Annotated in this window: 16 protein-coding genes; 3 read left to right on the plus strand and 13 right to left on the minus strand. The window is 63.3% G+C overall.

The features are described 5' to 3' along the window. Window positions 1-8 precede the first annotated feature (8 nt). Complete coding sequence (locus tag IRZ31_RS11760; RefSeq protein ID WP_297153793.1) at window positions 9-896, minus strand: LysR family transcriptional regulator; 888 nt, start codon at window positions 894-896, stop codon at window positions 9-11. A 209-nt stretch (window positions 897-1,105) separates the two neighbouring features. Between IRZ31_RS11760 and IRZ31_RS11765 the strand changes: the two genes are divergently transcribed. Beyond that, complete coding sequence (locus tag IRZ31_RS11765; protein WP_297153796.1) at window positions 1,106-1,774, plus strand: type 1 glutamine amidotransferase domain-containing protein; 669 nt, start codon at window positions 1,106-1,108, stop codon at window positions 1,772-1,774. Between the two features lie 373 nt (window positions 1,775-2,147). Here IRZ31_RS11765 and IRZ31_RS11770 read toward each other — a convergent pair whose 3' ends face one another. The 12 genes from IRZ31_RS11770 to IRZ31_RS11825 all read right to left on the minus strand — a co-directional run bounded on the left by IRZ31_RS11770 (window position 2,148) and on the right by IRZ31_RS11825 (window position 14,944). Then, window positions 2,148-2,630: a hypothetical protein gene (locus IRZ31_RS11770; RefSeq protein WP_297153799.1), complete on the minus strand. Its 483-nt coding sequence runs from the start codon at window positions 2,628-2,630 to the stop codon at window positions 2,148-2,150. Window positions 2,631-2,699: 69 nt separating this feature from the next. Next, on the minus strand, window positions 2,700-4,211 hold the full coding sequence (locus tag IRZ31_RS11775; protein WP_297153802.1) for a hypothetical protein: 1,512 nt from the start codon (window positions 4,209-4,211) through the stop codon (window positions 2,700-2,702). 215 nt (window positions 4,212-4,426) lie between these two features. Further along, entirely contained in the window at window positions 4,427-5,278 is an 852-nt protein-coding gene (locus IRZ31_RS11780; RefSeq protein WP_297153804.1) for a class I SAM-dependent methyltransferase, read from the minus strand. A 75-nt stretch (window positions 5,279-5,353) separates the two neighbouring features. Further along, on the minus strand, window positions 5,354-5,812 hold the full coding sequence (locus tag IRZ31_RS11785) for a carbon monoxide dehydrogenase subunit G (protein ID WP_297153808.1): 459 nt from the start codon (window positions 5,810-5,812) through the stop codon (window positions 5,354-5,356). Window positions 5,813-5,821: 9 nt separating this feature from the next. Then, window positions 5,822-6,766: an XdhC family protein gene (locus tag IRZ31_RS11790; RefSeq protein ID WP_297153811.1), complete on the minus strand. Its 945-nt coding sequence runs from the start codon at window positions 6,764-6,766 to the stop codon at window positions 5,822-5,824. 133 nt (window positions 6,767-6,899) lie between these two features. After that, the gene (locus IRZ31_RS11795) at window positions 6,900-9,275 is read right to left on the minus strand and encodes an aerobic carbon-monoxide dehydrogenase large subunit (RefSeq protein ID WP_297153814.1); all 2,376 of its coding nucleotides are present in this window, start codon (window positions 9,273-9,275) and stop codon (window positions 6,900-6,902) included. Between the two features lie 2 nt (window positions 9,276-9,277). Further along, window positions 9,278-9,790 (minus strand): (2Fe-2S)-binding protein, encoded by a 513-nt coding sequence (locus tag IRZ31_RS11800; protein ID WP_052889642.1) that lies wholly within the window; start codon window positions 9,788-9,790, stop codon window positions 9,278-9,280. Between the two features lie 2 nt (window positions 9,791-9,792). Further along, window positions 9,793-10,671, minus strand: a complete 879-nt coding sequence (locus IRZ31_RS11805) for a xanthine dehydrogenase family protein subunit M (protein ID WP_297153819.1) — start codon at window positions 10,669-10,671, stop codon at window positions 9,793-9,795. A 364-nt stretch (window positions 10,672-11,035) separates the two neighbouring features. Further along, the gene (locus IRZ31_RS11810; protein ID WP_297153822.1) at window positions 11,036-11,671 is read right to left on the minus strand and encodes a response regulator transcription factor; all 636 of its coding nucleotides are present in this window, start codon (window positions 11,669-11,671) and stop codon (window positions 11,036-11,038) included. Next, on the minus strand, window positions 11,646-13,031 hold the full coding sequence (locus IRZ31_RS11815; RefSeq protein ID WP_297153825.1) for a GAF domain-containing protein: 1,386 nt from the start codon (window positions 13,029-13,031) through the stop codon (window positions 11,646-11,648). Before IRZ31_RS11815 ends, IRZ31_RS11810 begins: the two co-directional genes overlap by 26 nt. Window positions 13,032-13,212: 181 nt before the next feature. Further along, window positions 13,213-13,818: a response regulator transcription factor gene (locus IRZ31_RS11820; RefSeq protein ID WP_297153828.1), complete on the minus strand. Its 606-nt coding sequence runs from the start codon at window positions 13,816-13,818 to the stop codon at window positions 13,213-13,215. Continuing rightward, window positions 13,796-14,944, minus strand: coding sequence for a sensor histidine kinase (locus IRZ31_RS11825; protein ID WP_297153831.1), 1,149 nt, complete (start codon window positions 14,942-14,944; stop codon window positions 13,796-13,798). The genes IRZ31_RS11820 and IRZ31_RS11825 overlap by 23 nt, the downstream gene beginning before the upstream one ends. Before the next feature lie 650 nt (window positions 14,945-15,594). On the opposite strand from IRZ31_RS11825, the gene IRZ31_RS11830 reads away from it, so the two are divergent. Beyond that, window positions 15,595-16,344 carry an ABC transporter ATP-binding protein gene (locus IRZ31_RS11830; RefSeq protein ID WP_297153834.1) on the plus strand — a complete coding sequence of 250 codons (750 nt, stop codon included), beginning with the start codon at window positions 15,595-15,597 and terminating at the stop codon, window positions 16,342-16,344. A gap of 48 nt (window positions 16,345-16,392) precedes the next feature. Further along, on the plus strand, window positions 16,393-19,113 hold the full coding sequence (locus tag IRZ31_RS11835) for an FtsX-like permease family protein (protein ID WP_297153837.1): 2,721 nt from the start codon (window positions 16,393-16,395) through the stop codon (window positions 19,111-19,113).

Genomic DNA, 19,113 nt, shown 5'->3' on the forward strand with positions numbered 1-19,113 from the left:
GGCCCCCGCTAGGAGAGTACCAGGCGTTTGAGGGCCCGAATGCGGGCATCGTTGCGATCGATGCGTCGATAGGCCAGCCACAGCTCGTTGGTGACCGGCTGGGGCGGCTCCCAGAGCAGGCGCAGACGCCCCTCCTCTAGCAGGCCACGGCAGAGATAATCAGGCAGGACGCTGATGCCATAGCCCTGCTCGATAGCCAGCCTGATGGCGTGCAGGTCGGGCAGAACCAGCGCCGCCTGAAAAGTAGGTCGACGCTCAAAACAGTGAAGCCAGAAGCGGCGAATGATCGGCAGCTCCGGTCCGTAGGCGACCCAGCGCTGGCTGGTCAGCCATTCTTCAAGCGGCCCGCGTTCTCCTCTGGCAGCAGCCTCTTTCAGCTCCTCGGGCAGCGCCAGGGTAGCGGGCCCGACCAGAACGAAATATTCGTCCTCTAGACGAACGAATTCCAGGTCGCGCGAGGCTAGCTGTTGGGTGGCGATAACGGCCTCCAGTCGCCCGTGCTCCAGGTCGTTGACCAGGTCGGCGGTCTCGCCAAACTGCAGCCAGAGCCGGTACGGAAGGGAATGCAGGCGCTTGAGCACTTGCTCTTGAAAATATTCGCGCGGCGCGCCGCAGCGCAGCAAGGGCGGATGCTCCTGGCCTGTCCCTAAGTTCTGGCTGACCTGCTCCAGGGTCTCGATGGCCTGGACCACCTGGTTGTAGAGCTCCTTGCCGCGCGCCGTCGGGATCATCCGCCGCGGCGCCCGCAGAAAGAGCGGCTCGCCCACGGCGGCCTCCAGCGCCGCCAGGTGCTGCGTCACCGCCGGCTGCGTCAGCAAGAGGGCTCGCGCCGCCCCCGAGACAGTGCCAGCGCGGTAGATGGCAATAAAGCTGCGGTACCACTCCAGATCAACCATAAATTTATTTATATCTATCCTAAGAAAGACTATTTGCCTTATAGCTGGGCCACGTTTTAGAATGCCAGCGGAGCGGCGCGGCCCGACAAAGAGTTGCCGAGAAGGCCCAGCGGCTGCGCGCCGCTCAGCATTGGATAGGACACATCTCTCCCTGTGCAAAGCACAGCTGGCCTTGATAACCGAGAAGAGAAGAAAGGAGTGATCTCTCCGTGGCTCAATCGCGTCACATTCTGATGGTAGTGACTGGTCACGATCGCATCGACGATGAGCACCGGACCGGGATCTGGTTTGAGGAATTCGCGATTCCCTATCAGGCTTTTAAAGAGCAAGGCTGGCAGATCACAGTCGCCAGCCCGCGTGGTGGCAGCGTGCCCGTTGACCCGCGCAGCGAGCCCAAGGAAGAAGAGGCCCAGAAGTATGCAGAGGCACGGGCGCAGCTCCACAACACTCGGCCCCTGGCCGGCCTGAACGCCGCCGACTACGACGCCATCTTTCTGCCCGGCGGGCATGGTGTGATGTTTGATCTGGCCGAAGATGCGACGCTGCATCGTCTGCTTGGCGACTTCGAGCGCCAGGGCAAGGTGATCGCCGCTGTCTGTCATGGCCCGGCGGGCCTGATTGGCGCCCGGCGTGCTGATGGTCAGCCGCTGGTGGCCGGTAAGACCATCACGGCTTTCACCGACGAGGAGGAGCACGCCACCGGGCTGGATAAGTTCATGCCCTTCCTGCTGGAGACGCGCCTGCGCGAGCTAGGAGCCAACTTCGTGACGCGCCCCAACTGGTCCGACCACGTTGAGCGCGATGGACTACTGATCACGGGTCAGAACCCGCAGTCGAGTGCCAGCATCGCGCGTGCCGTGATCGAGGCCCTGAGCTAGGTTGTTGTGGGTGGCGGGCGCCCGGCTCCTCATGCCAGCGAGCTGGTGCGCCGCCCTATCTCCCTCATTTTCTCCATAAAGGTATGCCGCCGGGGCCCCCTGGATGAATCCAGGGGAGGAAGGCGGCTTCTTGCCTGCACCGCTGACCTGTCAGTCTCCCCGTGGGAGAATACTCCTCGTGAGACCAAAGGCACTGACATATGGTCAGCAAGGGCTCCGTCTCACATGGCATGGGGACGGCGCGGGTCAACCCAGCCACAGTGCTTTCCTGTCCTGCGGGGCAGGGGCCGGCTGTTGTCAACCAGCCCACAAGCCCGGGCCGATGAGGCTGCGGGCAAGCCCCTGGCTCAAGCCAGGGGTTGTTGACTTCATCTCAGGCTTTGCCAGCCCGTCGGCGGCGCTGCTCGGCCATTTTGCGCCGATGCTCCAGCCGGCGGCGTCGGCGCTCCCGGCGCCGGGCTGCCTCCAGCTCTGGGCTGCGCTCAATTATCTCCAACGACTGGTCGGCGCTGGCTGCCGAGGCAGTCCCATCCGCGTTCTGGCGGGGTGCTGGTCGGCCCCGCGTGGCCATGCGCACCACCATCACGGCCAGCACCAGGGAGATGATCAGCAAGGCAAAAGAGGCTACGAACAGGTAGGTCGTTACCGAGGAGGGCAGCAGCGTCGTCCTGGCCAGTGCATTGATGAAGAAGACCAGCGCCAGCAGCAGGTACTCACTGCCCGTGAGAATATTGACCTGCTGAAAGGGGCGCATCCCCGGCTGGGCGCGCAAGCGGCGACGCCCAACCACCAGGTTATACCCCCCCAAAGCCACGAAGAAGAGGCCAAAGATGACCAGAATGCGTGGATCGTTCATAAGTGCACGTACTCAACAATGAGAGTAATCGCCGGCCCGTCAGGCAAGCCCGTGGGGTGAGTGCCAGCGTCATGATCGATTCTGCCGGGCGGCACGCGCGCGCTCATATTGCCAGCGCAAGGCCAGGGCCAGGAGCAGAGACAGCAACGGCCCCGTCACGAGATTCAGGCTGAAGGTCAGCGGATCAAGGACGCGCAGCGTCCGCAGCGGCAGGGCGATATCGGCATGGGGGATCTGCAGCAGACCGGCCAGGCCCTGAAACACCCAGAGATCGGGCGCCAGAACCAGCGCCAGACCCAGCAAGGCCGCCAGGAGCAGGTAGCTTGGCCAGCCCGGCAAGGGCAGCTCTCCCCCAGAGGCTGAAGTCGTCCCAGGCACCTCATGACCATAGGTGCTCAGGAGAAGCAAGGCCAGAGCCGTCCCATTCAGGACCAATGGCTCCAGGGCCAGGACATCGAACATGGTTCCATTGCCGAGGAAGAGCGGAATGCGCCACAGCAGCGAGAAAATAATCAGGGCTGAGTCAGGCCGGCTCAGATCGATATGAATAGGCACCTGCCAGGGTAAGAGGGCCGACAACAGGCGCAGCGTTGGGAAAGGACCGGGCGCAAACTGGTAGAGCACAAACATGGCATCGTAGGCCGCCGCGAAGAGGTAGCCCACCACCGTCGGCAGAAGCGCGAGGAACAAGACTGCGATCGCATAGCTCGCAAACGGACGGCGACCTGCTTTTGCCTCCGCCGTCGTCTCGCCAGCTTCCGCCTGCTCCTCCGCTGCCAGCTCCTCCACTTCTTGGTCTTCCCCACCCTCCTCATCGCCCGCCTGGACCGCTGTCTCACCAACCTCGGAGGAGGCGCTTACTGTTTCCTGGGCTGGCACTTCTGATTCACGCTCGTCGGTTCTGAGCGGGGCCACCGACACCGACCCTTCTTCCTCCGCCGTTGCCGCTCCTTCCTCAGCGTGAGCAGGGGCCTGGCTTTGACCTTCCTGCGCAGCTGACGCCGATCGGGCAGGTACTGGTCGCAGCGGCGCAAAGGCCAGATGGCCAAGCGCAGCCCCTACGGGACTCAGCACCAGCGCAAAGAGCGTCACCAGTCCCCAGGTACTTAAAAAGGCCAGGCGCAGCTCGGCCTGCGTCAACAGCGTCGACAGCACCGAAGGATAGGTTAAGGCCGCGCCCAGATGGCAGAGTGCCAGAATAGCCCCTGCCAGAGCCGCCTCCGGCAGGCCGGGACGCTGCAGGGTGCGCAACTTACGAATGGCCGTCACCAGCAAGCCGCAGCCAGGGGCGGCCAGTACTGCGATGGGGACAAGGGCCGTCGAAGGCTGGACGCTCAAGCGAGCAATGATAGCGAAGAGCAGGCCCACCACGATCACCACCTCCACCGCCAGCCAGTCGGGTCCAGTCTTGCTTAGACGCCGCTGGCTTCCTTGACCACCACCGGGGGGCGCCTCTGTTGTCTCAGCACTCGTCTCCTCTGCCTCTGTCTCCAGCGCCTCTGGAGAAGCGGCCTTCTCCTCGCTGGCTTCCCGCAGCTGCGGAGCGGCAGCAGTGCGCTCAGAATGTTCGGATTCTTGCATGCAGACGCTCAGCTCCTCATGGACAATCTGCCAGGATAGTAGCACATTGGGGACAGGGCGACAAGGGTCAGGCCAAAAGGCAGCCAGTCAGTCGCCCAGGGGACGGTTGCAACAATAATGCGAGAGGAGGATGAGAAGAAGCAGGCAGCTCAGCCCATGAGCAGGCTGACCAAAGAGGGCCGCCAGCGCCAGCGTGCCCTCCTGGCCAGTGTCACTTAGGGGTCTGCTCTCGCTCTCCCAGCGCCGGGGAACCAGATAATGGCGCTCACCATCTCATCGCCCGGCACCACCAGCTCATTGTCCACAGGCACCAGCCAGTTTGCCAGAAAAGTGCGCAATTCGCGGCGCGTCGCCTCATCGTCCGGCAGCAGTTGCTGCTCAAGCATCTCCTCCACCGCGTCATCGAGCGAGGAATAGCGCAGCGAGATCGGCGTCTTCACAATCTCCACATTGGCATAGATGCCCATCTCAAAGAGGACGTCCAGCAGATGGATATAGGCCGGCGAGCGAGCCCGCTCCGTGCCATGAAAATGGCGCCAGACAGGAGCGGTAAAATCATCGAAGTGGGTAGCGCGCATGTAAATATAGCACGTCCGCTGGGCCGCGGCGCGTAGCTTCTCGACAAAAGGAACCACCTCGCGGATCGGGTAGAGCACATGACTGCAAAGCACGACATCGGCATGCAGATCGGCAGGAGCCGCCTCCCAGGTCGATTGAATCGGCACGATGTTGTTGACGCCGCGCTCCTGCGCCTCCTGACGCAGATAGCTCAGCATGGTGGCGTTTGGCTCGACTGCGTAGACTACCCGCACCAGCGGCGCCACAGTCAGAGTGAAGCGGCCCGTTCCGGCTCCTACATCCAGGACGCTCAGCGTCGGCTCCAGCTCCTGGCGCACGCGGAGAAAGAACGGATCGCGCGCAGCACGCTCGCGTGTGCTGCGATGGAAGAAGCGCGCGCGCCGGTCCCAATAACCGGCACTGGAGCGCCCCAGGCGGGCATAGATCGCCTCCATCTGCTGCGCGCGCGCATCATGAATAGCGTACCAACGCTCAATTGCGCTCTCCATAGCCCCCTCACTGCTCAGCTGCCATTCCCAGAGCCAGGCGCGACCCTGGGGCATGGGGGCAGGGCCTACCTAACTCTAGCTCTGCGAGGACCCAGCTGGCTCCAGCTTTGCCTTCAAACAGGCAAAGAATTGGCCGGTCAGCTTCTCAGCGGTTCCCTGCAAGAGCCGCGCCCCCACACTGGCGATCGTCCCGCTCACAATGACTTTGGCCTCCCAGTCCATGCGTGTCTGGCCACTATCGACCGCCGTCAGGTGCATATCGCCCGACAGTTCCACGGCGCTCCCTGGCGCCTTGCCCCGCGCCTTCACCACCATGTGATCCGGCTCATGCATCTCGGGCCGCGTGACATCCAGCGTAAACTTGGCCTTCACAGCCCCAATGCCGACGCTGACAACGGCCTTCCAGTGCTCCTCTCCGAGCACTTCGAGACTCTGAAAGCCGGGGGCACATTCAGCGACTTTGTTGACATCCAGCAGGAAGGCCCAGACCTTATCGATCGGGGCGGCGATGGTCTGCGAACCAGAGAAATCCATAGCGACCTGTCACCTTTCGTATGTTGCGTGTGCTTTGGGCGCAAGATAGCGCTGCGGATCACTTTCGAAGAGCCGCTTGCAGGCGGGGCAGCAGAAATAGAAGGTCTGCCCTTGATAGGTACTGCGCTGCCTGGCGGCGGCTACCTCTACTATCATACCACAGACGGGGTCAACCGCGGTCGCAGGCGAGGCCGCTGAGGCGGCAGGCTCCTGGGCTGGCTGGCGCCGGCGCACCTGGACCAGCTCGGCCAGAATGCTGGCGGCGATCTCTTCCGGGGTCACTGCTCCCAGATCAAGGCCAGCGGGCGCCCGCAGACGGGCAATGAGGCGCTCCTCAAGGCCAGCCTCGCGCAGGTACTGGCGACAGGTCTCGGCCCGCCGACGGCTGCCAACCATGCCCACATACCAGGCGGGACTGCGTAGGGCGCGGGCGAGGGCCTCTTCGTCGTATTCGCCATGTGTGGCTACCAGGACAGCGCTGCGCTCGTCGGGTTGCATGCTGAGCAGGCCGTCCTCGCCGACCTGGACAACGGCAAAGTCGAGGACGGGAGCCAGACGCGCCAGGGCCGCAACGACCGGCGAGGCGCCAATCAGGAAGAGGCGGGGCGGTGGTAGATGTGGTTCCATGTAAATGTCTAGAATCCCTCCGCTGCTACAGGTCATGGGAAAGACGCGCACGCCAGAACCGGTGCGCGCCAGACCGGCCTCCGGCGCGCCCAGGCGCAACAGATAGGGATCGCCCCCCTCGTGCAGCAGGCGCAGCGCCTCGCGCACGACCACCGGCTGGGCACAGCTACCGCCGATCCAGCCGCTGACGCTGCCATCAGCCTGGATCAAGGCCCGTGCCCCAGGCTTGGCCGAGGTGGGCCGTTCGCACCAGACCACGGTCGCCAGGACGAAAGGCTTGCGCGCCTGCTCCAGACGCTGGGCCAGTTTGAGCACATTCTCAGGCATACCGTTTCCCTCCGGGCAGCCAGCACCGGCGACCGGCCCGGTCAGGCGACCAAGTAGTCTTCGCCTGCTCCTGGCTCCGGCCTCCGGTCTGGCAGCTGCCATCATCCACCTGGGTGGGTCGCACAACGCCACGCTAGGCCGTGGCGAGTCCCTTCTCTTTGAGAATGGCCCAGACCTTCCACGGGGTGATGGGAATGTCAATGTGGCGTACACCTACGTGCGCCAGGGCATCGACGACGGCATTGGCGATGGCCTGGGGAGCACCCACCGTCGGCGACTCGCCCACGCCCTTGGCCCCAATGGGGTGGTGTGGCGAGGGCGTCACTGTACGCGCCGTCTCCCAACGCGGGGTCTCCATCGCCGTCGGAATCAGGTAGTCCTGGAAGTTGCTCCCGAGCACATTGCCGTCCTCATCGTAGGCCAGCTGCTCGTAGAGAGCCGGCGCCAGCCCCTGGGTCAGGCCACCGTGAATCTGACCCTCGACAATCATCGGGTTGATGACCGTGCCGCAGTCATCGACGGCCAGGAAGCGGCGAATGTGCACTTCGCCGGTGCCACGGTCGATGTCGACAACACAGATGTAGCTGCCGAAGGGATAGGTGAGATTGGGCGGATCGTAGTAGTTGACGGCCTCCAGGCCCGGCTCCAGATAGGGCGGGCAGTTGGTGTAAGCGGCAAAGGCGATCTCCTGGATGGTCTTCCCTTTGCTCGGACTGCCGCGCACATAGAAGCGGCCCGGCTCCCATTCGAGGTCTTCCTCGCCTACCTCCAGCAGATAGGCAGCGATCTTGCGCGCCTTATCGCGGATCTTGCGCGCGGCCACGGCGGTGGCGGCGCCGCCGACGGGCGTGCTGCGGCTGGCGTAGGTGCCCAGACCGTAGGGAGCAGTGTCGGTATCGCCGTGCTCGACGTCGACGTCATCAGGCGAGATGCCCAGCTCGGCGGCGATGATCTGGGCAAAGGTCGTCTCGTGGCCCTGGCCCTGGGTCTGGACGCCGATGCGCGCCAGCACCTTGCCGGTCGGATGGACGCGGATCTCGCAGCTATCGAACATCTGGATGCCGGCGATGTCGAAGTGCTTGCCAGGGCCGGCGCCGACGATCTCGGTGAAGGAGGAGATACCAATGCCCATCAGTTCGCCGCGGGCCCGCTTCTCGGCCTGTTCGCGGCGCAGCTCCTCGTAGCCGATCTTCTCCATCGCCAGGCGCAGGGCGCGCTCGTAGTTGCCACTGTCGTAGGTCCAGCCCAGGGCCGAGCGATAGGGGAAAGCCTCGGGCTTGATGAAGTTCTGCAGGCGGATCTCGGCGGGATCTTTGCCCACCTCGCGCGCCAGGGTATCCATCATGCGCTCGATGAGATAGGAGGCCTCCGTGACGCGGAAGGAGCAACGGTAAGCGATGCCGCCGGGCGCCTTGTTCGTGTGCACGGCGTCGACGGCGACGTGGGCATGCTTGAAGTCGTAGGAGCCGGTGCAGATGTGGAAGAGGCCGGCGGGGAACTTGGTTGGCTGGGCCGCCGCATCAAAGGCGCCGTGGTCGGCCAGGGTGTAGACGCGCAGGGCCTTGACAGTGCCCTCTTTGTCGGCGGCGATCTCCGCATGGATGTGGTAGTCGCGGGCGAAGCCAGTGCTGGTCAGGTTTTCGGTGCGATCCTCGATCCATTTGACCGGCCTGCCGGTCTTGAGGGCTGCGACGACAGCGCAGACGTAGCCGGGATAGATGGGAACTTTGTTGCCGAAGCCACCGCCGACGTCGGGCGAGATGACGCGGATGCGGTGCTCGGGCAGACCGGAGACGATGGCGAAGAGCGTGCGATGGGCATGCGGAGCCTGCGAGGTCATCCAGACGGTCAGCTTGCCAGTGGCGGCGTTGTAGTCGGCCACGCAGCCACAGGTCTCGATGGGAGCGGGATGGATACGCGGGACGTACATGTCCTGACGCACAACAACACCGTTCTGCTCGGCCTCGGCAAAGGCGGCATCGGTGGCAGCGCGGTCGCCGGTCTCCCAGTGATAGATCTGATTGGTCGGCTGGCGATCCTTCTTGTCGGGGCGCAGCAGCGGGGCATCGGGCGCCAGGGCTTTGCGAGGATCGACGACGACGGGCAGTGGCTCGTAGTCGACTTCAACGGCGGCAGCGCCATCGGCGGCGGCGTAGCGGCTCTCGGCCACCACAAAGGCGACTTCTTGCATCTGGTAGAGGACACGATCGACGGCCAGCACGGCCTCGGTATCGCCGGAGAGCGTCGGCATCCAGGCCAGGCCGGCGGCCTCCAGGTCCTTGCCCGTAATGATGGCAACGACGCCCGGCACCTGCAGGGCTTTGCTGATGTCGATGCCCTTGATCAGGGCATGGGCATAGGGACTGCGCACGATGTCGGCGTAGAGCATGCCCGGCAGCTGGATGTCATCGACGTAGTTGCCCTTCCCGCGGATGAAGCGCGCGTCTTCCTTGCGCTTATACGGCTCTCCCAGGCCGTGTACGTGTGGTCCTGCGCTGGTAGTAGTCATGGCTATTCACCTCCGCCGCCGCTGCCGGCGGGCACCTGTTCCGGCTCGCGCAGCTTCTGCGCGGCGTACTGGATGGCCTTGACAATATTGACGTAGCCCGTGCAGCGGCAGAGATTGCCCGAGATGCCTTCACGGATCTCTTGCTCGCTGGGATCAGGATTGCGCTTGAGCAGGGCCAGAGCGGCCATCATCATGCCCGGCGTGCAGTAGCCACACTGCAGGGCGTGCTCGACGTGAAAGCCCTCCTGAAGCGGATGGAGCTTGCCGTTCTGCTCCAGGCCCTCGACGGTGAGCAGCTCGCGCCCATCGGCCTGCACGGCCAGCATGGTGCAGGATTTGACCGCCTTGCCATCGACCAGGATGGTGCAGGCGCCGCAGGAGGAGGTATCACAACCAATGTGGGTACCGGTGAGGCGCAGGCCGTCTCGCAGCCAGTGAACCAGCAGGGTACGCGCCTCAACGTCGCCTTCGTAGAGCTTGCCGTTGATGGTAACACGAATGTGATGGATGCTCATGGCTAGGCGCCTCCTGTCGCACGGCTGCGCGCCTGGCGCAGCGCCCGCATGGTCAGGGTTTCAACCATCGCCCGCTTGTAGTCAGCGGGACCGCGCAGGTCGCTGACGGGCTGGGCCTCGGCAGCGGCTTGCCTGGCGGCCTGGGCAATGACCGCGTCGTCAAGGCTGCTGCCAAGCAAGAGCTGCTCGGCGGCGCGGGCCTTGATGGGTGTGGGGCCGACGTTGGTCAGGCCGATGCCGGCGTAGGTGACGTGCCCGGCCCCGTCCAGGATGACATAGGCGGCCACACCGGCAATAGCGTAGTCACCAACCTTGCGCTCTAGCTTCAAATAGGCGCCGCCGCTGCGCTCCGACGGAGCCGGGACACGGACCTCGGTCAGCAGCTCGTTGGGCTGCAGCGTCGTCTCAAAGCTGCTATCGGTAAAGAATTGCTCGATCGGGATCAGGCGCTGGCCAGAGGGGCCAGTCGCTACGAGCTGAGCGCCCAGAGCGAGCATGGTCGCCGGGTGATCGTTGGCCGGATCGGCGTGGGCCAGGTTGCCGCCGACGGTGGCCCAGTTGCGTACCACGGGATCAGCGATGACGCGGGCCGTATCGGCCAGTATGGGATAGCGCCGGCGAATGAGGTCCGAGGCCTCCAGATCGACTTCGCGCGTCAAGGCCCCAATGTGCAGGGTGCCGTCGGCTTCTTGTATGTACTCCAGGTCGCGCAGGCGGTTGATGTCCACCAGAACGGCAGGGGAGGCGAGGCGAAAGCGCAGGAGGGGTATGAGGCTGTGCCCACCCGCGAGCACCTTGGCATCGGCGCCGTGCTGGTCCAGTAAGGCGATGGCCTCAGCGACGCTGCCGGCCACCTGATAGTCAAAAGGACCAGGAATCAAGGGGAGATCACCTCCGTTTCGTCACTGGCAGCCTACTGAACAGGCAGGACGGGGCATGACCGGCGGCCAGGCCGGATGGCTGCACATGGCTCCTCTCAGTCGGCCTTTGCAGCCTGCTCGCTCCTGTCTGGCGCTGGCTTGGGTCTGATGGCTGAGCGTCTCGTCTTAGCTCAGCACTTCGTCGCAGAGCGTGGCGTGGTTGATTGTCTACACTGCTTTCAGTATAGCCAGGATGAGGAAGCGCCTGTTACCTCCGAATGCAGGGTCTTGCTCCCCTGCTTTTGGAGGGAGGTCGATCAGCAAAAGCCGCACTCGGGCAACACTTCAGCTGATTGATTGCTTGACGGACGGACTTGCCGCCCGCCTAGAGCCAGCCCTGCTTGACGGCTACCATGACGGCCTCGGTGCGGTTCTTGACTCCCAGACGATGCAGGATCTCCTGGACGTAGCTCTTGACCGTGTTCTCGCTGAGGTAGAGCTTGGCGGCAATCTCGCGGCTGGAGAGGCCCTGAGCGATCAGGCGCAGAATCACCAGTTGCTGGGCGCTTAGAGGCTCCGGCCCTGGCTCCTGACGCACCGGCGTCCGGCGCAGATGAGCCAGGACGGCCACCGCCGCCTTGGGATCGATGGCCGCCTCACCGCGCGCCACCGCCCGGATCGAGCGTTTGAGATCGAAGCGCTCGATGTCTTTGACGATATAGCCGCGGGCGCCTGCCTGCAGGCACTCGGCCACCAGGTTCTCATCGGTATAGGTGGTCACGATGATGACCCCGACCTCGGGATAGCGCTCGCAGACCTGGCGGCAGAGGGTCACGCCGCTGACTCCCGGCAGGCGCACATCGAGCAGAATAATATCGGGATGCAGGCGCTCGATCAGTCCCAGAGCCTGCTCGGCGTTGGCCGCCTCGCCCACAATCTCAAAATCTGGCTCCGAGACCAGCATGGCCTTGAGGCCCTCGCGCACCATCTCGTGATCATCGACGATCAGTAAGCGAATCAAGGGGGATCACCGCCTTCACGATCAGGCCGCCTTCCTCACCGTTGACCAGTAGGAGCTGGCCGCCACAGTCGCTCACCCGCTGCTGCATGCCGCGCAGTCCCAGGTGGGCCGGATTGTGACGGTAGTTCTCCAGGATCTCTGGCGCCAGGCCGACCCCGTTATCCTGAACGACCAGCATGGCCTGCGTGCGCGTGACCTGCACCGTGACCACGACGGTGGTCGCCTGCGCGTGGCGCAGGACGTTAGACAGCGCCTCGCGCGCCACACTGAAAAGGGCGTTCTCGACAGCTGCCGGCGGCGCACTGGCCCACTCGGCTACCACCAGGTCCATGTCGAGACCCGCCGCAGATTCGCGCAGGTCGTGAATGAGGGCATGCAGGCGACTGATCAGGCCGCCGTCCTGCGTCTGCGGCTCGCTGGAGGAGAGGGCAAAGATGGCGTCGCGCACCTGGGCCGTTCCCAGCGAGGCCAGCTGCTTGATGGTGCGCAGGGGGCGCTCCAACGGCGACCCCGGCGGCAGCTGCTCCAAAGCCCAGTCGGCCTTGAGGCCAATGGTAAAGAGGGTCTGCTGTACACGGTCGTGCAGTTCCTGGGCAATGCGGCTGCGCTCGTCGGCCAGCATCTGACGTTTCTGGGCCTCGGTTAGCTCGTGGTGCAGAGTCTGCAGATCGGTGGCTACCCGCGTCAGCTCCTGGTTGCGGCGCTCCAGCTCAGCAGTGCGCTCGCGGACCTCGCGTTCGAGCCGTGCGGCCTGCTCTTCCATAGCATGGCGCTCGCGGGCAATGAGCTGGGCATTGTGAATGGCGACGGCGGCCTGCGCGCTGAGGGCCTCGATCAGCTCGACGTGGCGCGGCTTGAAGCGGTTGGCCTGGGTGTGGCCAATGAGAAAAGCCCCCAGGATCGACCCCTCGCGCGTCCGCAGTTGAACGCCGAGAAAGCTGCGCACGGGGATATGGCCGCGGGGAATGCCAACGTAGCGTCGGTCGGCCAGGACGTCGTCTACCAGGACTGAGGTGCCTTTCCAGAAGACGGGATGAAGCACACCGATGCCCTCGACCGGACCAACATGACGGAAGTGCTCTTCGACTCCGTGCTCACCAGAGATAGCCGCCAGATGGAAAAGGCCTTTCTTGCTGCGCCGCTCCGGCGATTCATTGGTGAGCTCGGGAATGAGGAAAAAGGCGGCGTACTCGGCTGCGGTCACCTTGCGTGCGGCGTCGGTGATCATCTGGAGCAGGCGCTGGAGATCGAACTCTGAGGTGAGAGCAATGGCGATGCGGTTGAGCTGGGCCAGCTCTTCGGCACGCTCCTGCAGGCTGGCGATCAGGTTCGTCCGGCTGTCATCGCTGGTCTGTACCATAGCAGGCTTCTTCTCTGTGACGCGCAACTACCCGGCCCGAGCAAAGACGTCTCTCCTGTCGTCGTTGACTGCTATTTATTATAGCAGTTCTCTCTGGCTTCTGCTCTTGCCCGCTCACGAGCAGGGGCCGGGGAAAGAAAAGGAAGGAACCACGCCCTCTTCTGACTGCCATTGACGGCCACTAGAGCCAGCCTTTTTGATGAGCCAGCTGCGCTGCCTCAATGCGATTGCGCGCCCCCATCTTCTGAATGGCGACCGAGAGATAGTTACGCACTGTTCCCTCGGAGAGAAAGAGCTGCGCCGCGATCTCGGCTATGCTTGCTCCAGGTAGGGCGGCCCGCAAGACTTCCCGCTCGCGTTCGGTCAGAGGATTGTCCCCTTCGCTGAGAGCCGCCATCGCCAGGCCGGGATCAACGATACGCTCGCCCGCCAGCGCCCGCCGAATGGCGGTGGCCAGTTGCGCCGATGGAGCATCCTTGAGCAGGAAACCTACGACGCCGTTGGCCAGGGCCTGCTTGAGATAGCCAGGACGCCCAAAGGTGGTCAGAATGAGGATGCGACACTCTGGCAGCCGCCGATGGAGCGCTGCCGCTACTGTGAGGCCATCGCCGCCCGGCATCTCGATGTCCAGGAGCGCTACATCGGGTCGCGTCTCTAATGCCGCCGGCACGACCTCGTCGCCCCGTCCGACTTCGGCGACAACCTCGATGTCACCCGCCAGAGTGAGCAGCGCCACCAGGGCACCGCGCACCATTGCTTGATCTTCAGCCAGCAGGACTCGTATCATCGCTTTGTCCTCCTGTGAGGTCGCTTTGACTCTCGACGCGTCTCCGCTCTGCTTCAAGGCCGGCATGCTCAGAGACAGAGACTGCTGCCGCCTGATTGCGACGCCCCGTAAGCGGTAATGCCACTTCCAGGCGAAAGCCATCGGCTACCGGCCCCGCTTCGAACTGGCCGCCTAGTTCCAGTACGCGCTCGGCCAGACCTCGCAGTCCGTTGCCCACTACCCCCTCACCGTGAGCGGGCGGCACACGCCCATCGTTGCTGATCGTGATCCAGAGCATGCGCTCACCCCGCCTGAAACGAATGCAGCACTCGCGCGCCCGGCTATGTCGGATGACGTTGGTCACACCTTCGCGCACAATCCAGGAACAGGCTACCTCTAGCGCCGGTACCGTCACCGCGTCTAGAGCACGCTCGCCCTCTAGCCGATAGCGTACCCCGGCCACTTCTAGCAATTCACGCGCAGCCCGTAGCTCATCGAGCAGCGCTGGCCGACGGTAGGCGCTCACCGCTTCACGCACTTCTTGCAAGGTGAAGCGAGCAACCTGCTCGATGTCGCGAATCTCACGCGCCGCTCGCTCCGGCGCCTGGTCAAGCAGACGGCCAGCCAGTTCACTCTTCAGAGCGATCAACGAAAGGCTGTGGCCGAGCAGATCGTGGAGGTCACGCGCAATGCGCAGCCGCTCAGCTGTGGCCGCCAGACGGGCAATCTCCACACGCGCACTGCGCAGCCGCTGGCTGGTCCTGACAAAATGGCCCACAGCCGAGATGAGGGCGCCAATGACGGCGATAAACAGCACGGTCATGCCCAGCACACTGAGCGAGTTATGGACCAGCAGCCCGAGGAGGGTCGCCAGCAGCTCTAGCCCACCCACAGCCAGCACCGTCTGACGCACAGGGAGGCGTCCGCCACTGTAGCCGCTGATGTAGTAGAAGAGGTTAAACCAGTTATTGCCGCCATTGAGCAGCACTAACGGGATTGATAGGAGGCTTAGCAACCCCATGACCAGCCAGGCACGCGGCAGACGCACCTCAACAACACTGGCCATCGGTGGCGTGGAAGCCAGATACCAGGCATCATGCCAGCTCGCCCAGAGGTAGATGCCAAAAAAGCAAATGACTCCTATCACAGAAATGAAAGCTTCAAGTGGCTTCGGATGCGAAGATAGCAGCTGGAAGATAATTGGTAGGAAGAGAGGAACCCATGCTACCCAGACGCTCCAGATGAGATAAGGTGATAGTCTCTCCACGGGCCACGGCGAGGCCGCCTCTAGAGCAGACTGAGGCTCTCTCTCTGCCACAAGGGGAACCGTCTTCCGGCGCAACGGCCAGAGCGGGGACAAGCGACGTGACATACAGTTGCTCGTTTCTAGCCTGGACAGGCAGGCTGGCTGGCGTCTTCATGTTACCAGGATCCGGCTGGTGTAGATCGAAGCACTCTCCGACTCCACAGGTCGCTTGCTGCCAATCTCGCAACTTCTTCCTCCCTTTGGGGTGAGTATAACCGGGCTGGCGGGACATGTCCAGTGAAGACCATCATCAGACTGGTATGACATCTGTCAGGCGATTCTGGTGATTACCTCCACTACCGGCCTGGCCCCCCTCTCCCTACACTAGACCCATGTGAGCGCTGCAAGCCCTGCCCGGCGCGAGGCAGTCGCCGCACAGCATCCGGGCCGGCAAGGGTCCCTTCCATCCAGCAGCAGCTCACGTATGCAAGGCAAGCACGAGCAAGAAGTGAGAGACTGGCGAAACGCCAAACAAAAAGGAGTCGCTGCCCATGAACAGTCAGCCAGAGGTCTCGCGCTCTCATCCCCAGGCAACGGAGCGCGCTGTCATCCTAGATGTACAGGAGATTACAAAAACGTTGCCGTTGAGCCATGAACAGCTTGCGATTCTCAAAGGCATCAGTTTCCAGATTTACGAGAGCGAGATTGTCGCGATCGTAGGGCCATCAGGGGCTGGCAAGAGCACCCTGCTGGGTATCATTGCCGGACTGGATAGCCCGAGCACGGGGCGGGTCTTGCTCAACGGTACGGATATCAGCCATCTGCGCGAGAGCCAGCTGGCCAGCGTACGCAATCGCAGCCTGGGCATGGTCTTTCAAGCGTTCAACCTGATTCCTACCCTGACGGCTCAGGAGAACGTAGAGCTGCCGCTCTATACCGGCAAGCACCGGGGATCGCCGGCGACGCGCGCCCGCGAGCTGCTCACGCTCGTTGGCCTCGAACAGCGTCGTCACCATCGCCCCAACCAGCTGTCTGGTGGCGAGCAGCAGCGCGTCGCTCTGGCTCGTGCGCTGGCCTGTGATCCGGCGCTGATCATCGCTGATGAGCCAACGGGCAACCTTGATGCTCGCAATAGCGAGAACGTTCTTCAGCTGATTCTGCAGCTGCGCTCAACAATCGGTAAGACCTTTATCATCGCGACTCACGACCCGCTGGTCGCCTCCCTGGCCGACCGCACGATACGCATCGTCGACGGCCAGATTGCGGCCACTGAGGCAACACACTCTGCAGTCACGCAGTAAGCGCTAACGGTTCTTGACTGTAACTATAGTAAGAAGCGAGCAATAGAGATGAAAGCCTCTTTCTACCTGCACTATAGCGGAAGGTCTCTGTTACGCAGCGGTCAGCACAGTTTTCTGGCCATTCTCTGCATCGCCGTGGGGGTCATGGCCATTGTCTCCCTGCAGCTCGTCGGCTCTATGCTGCAGCACTCGCTGGCCGACAGCGCACGCGACGCCACCGGCGGCGATATCGCCATCAACGCCTCCGGCGCGCCGCTCAGGCCTGCCGATCTCAGCTTTTTCAATCAGCTCAAAGAGCAGGGACTCATCAGTAGCTATACAGCTATTATCGGCGCCAACGGGTCCCTGAGCAACCAGACGGCCATAACCCAGACCTTCCCAGTGGAGGCCGTTGATCCTGCGAGCTTCCCCCTGGTCTCGCCTCCACAGTTCCGCGCGCCGAGTGGGGCCATGCTGCGCAGTGCGCTTGAGGGCCATCAGGTTGTCGTCACTGAGCAGTTTCTGACGCTCTACCATAAGCAGCTCAACGAACGCTTCCCTCTCTACGTGAAGAGCCTGAGCGGCGCCGGCGAAACGATGACAGTCACGATCGCTGGCGTAATCGCCAACAGCGGGAGCTTCGCCCAGGCCGGTAATCTGGTGCTTCTGTCGCAACAAACCTACCTGACTGCCAGATCTACAGCCCTGGCCACCTATACCCTGATCGACCTCAGCACCAGCTCACAGGCCCAAACGGCGCGCGCCGTGGCTGCTATTAACCGGCGTTTCCCGCTGGTCAGCGTGCAGACGGCCAGCGATCTCTTCAAGGCCCAGCAGTCGTCAATTGACCAGATCAGCCAGTTCCTGAAAATCGCTGGTCTGCTGGCGTTGCTCATTGGCGGCGTAGGCATCGTGAACACGATGCAGGTGCTGCTCTCACGCCGCCGCACCGAGATCGCCATGCTCAAGACGGCTGGCTATCGCCGCCGCGACCTCTACTTTCTCTTCGGCCTGGAGGCGGGCCTGCTCGGCCTCGGCGGCGGTCTGCTGGGTGCGCTCGCGGCGATCAGTGTGAGCTACCTGACCCATCAGCTGCTCCAGAGCCTCGGGATCAGCCTGCCGTTTATGCTCAATCCTGGCATCATCGCCTCCGGCCTGCTCACTGGCACCGTGACAGCCCTGATCTTCGGCCTGTTGCCGATCGCACAGGCGGCCTCCATTCGCCCGCTACAGGTACTGCGCGAAAGCGAGGTGCAGGGTCGCCATACTCGTGTTCAAACGCTCGCAATGCTCTTTTTACTCTCAATACTCTTCTGTTTGCTGGCAAGCGTAATCCTGGAGAACAACTATGTGCTCGCCATCGGCGTGACTTACGGCACCTTTGCCTGTCTGCTATTACTGAGCGCTCTTTTCAGCGCTTTACTTGGGCTGATTAGCAGGCTGCCAGTACCTGAGAAGCTGCATCCGCTGCCGATCCTGCTGGCGCTGGCTGGCCTGGTGAGCGCTCTGATCATCTTTCCGCTCCTGCCCATGTTCAGCTTCTTGCTGCTGGCCCTCGCATTGCTGGGGCTGGCGCTGCCCTGGCTGCCGCCTTCCTGGAAAATCTCTCTCAAGATGGCGCTGCGCAACATTGGACGGCGGCGCGCGCGTGTCACGGCGACTGTCCTGGCGCTCTTTATCGGCGTCTATGGCGTCGGCCTCGATATTGGCCTGGGCCAGGATCTTCAGGAGCGCGTTAGCAGCGTCCTGACTCAGCAGCAGCCCTACAACCTGGTGGTGACCACCAGTGGCAGCGACAGTACACGCCTTGCCGCCCACTTGCACAGTATTCCGGGCCTCAGCGCCAGCCGTGTGAACCTCTTCAGTCAGACGCTGCCCGTGGCCATCAACGGGCGCCCAGCACAAGGGCAGATGCCCGGTGGCGACTACGGCCAGCAAGACCGCGCCATACTGGGCGGACTCGAAGGGTTCGATCTCACGCACAGCCAGCCGGCGCTCACGCTGATCGCCGGTCGCAACCTGAGCGCTCGCGACGCCAACAGCAATAATATCCTCATCAGCGCAATTCTGACCCGCGCCGGCTGGTCCGGGCTGAGTCTGCGCCCCGGGGACACCGTCACCTTCTCCAGCCTCGATGGCCACAGCATCAGAACGGCCCACATTGTGGGAGTCTTCTCGATTGCCAGCAGCTACCAGACCCTGGGGAAAGTCCTGGCTCCAGCCTCCTTTGTGGCCGCTCTCAACCCACAGCAGGCCAGCAGAACTGACGTCTTCTACCTGAAGGTGCCCTCCTCTGGCGTCGTGACTGCCCTGCAGACCATTAACCAGATCGTGCCCAACGCGGCGGCGCAGAATCTGACTGATGGCGCTCTGGCCTTTCTGCAAGTGGTGAAGCAGATCACGCTGGTCTTGCTGGCTCTGGCCCTGCTCTCGCTGCTGGCCGGGGTCATCATCATCGCCAATGCGGTAGCTCTGGCCATGCTGGAGCGGCGGCGCGAGCTAGGGATTCTCAAGGCCATAGGCTATACAGCCAGAAGTCTGCTCGGCCAGGTAGCTATCGAGTATGCTGTCGCTGGCGGCCTTGGCTCCTCCATTGCGGCGCTCCTGGCCGCTGGCGGGGTGATCATCTTCAGCAAAGTGCTCTTTAACAGCAACCTCATCCTGAGCATGGAGCCGGGCGTTATGGCCGGCCTGATCATTGCGCCGCTGCTTCTGGCCGCGAGCACAGCGGCTCTGGTTGCCTGGCAGGCCGTGCGTGTGCGCCCGCTCATGGTGCTGCGCTACGAGTGA

Source organism: Thermogemmatispora sp. (genome assembly GCF_019683635.1).
Classification (GTDB): Bacteria; Chloroflexota; Ktedonobacteria; order Ktedonobacterales; family Ktedonobacteraceae; genus Thermogemmatispora.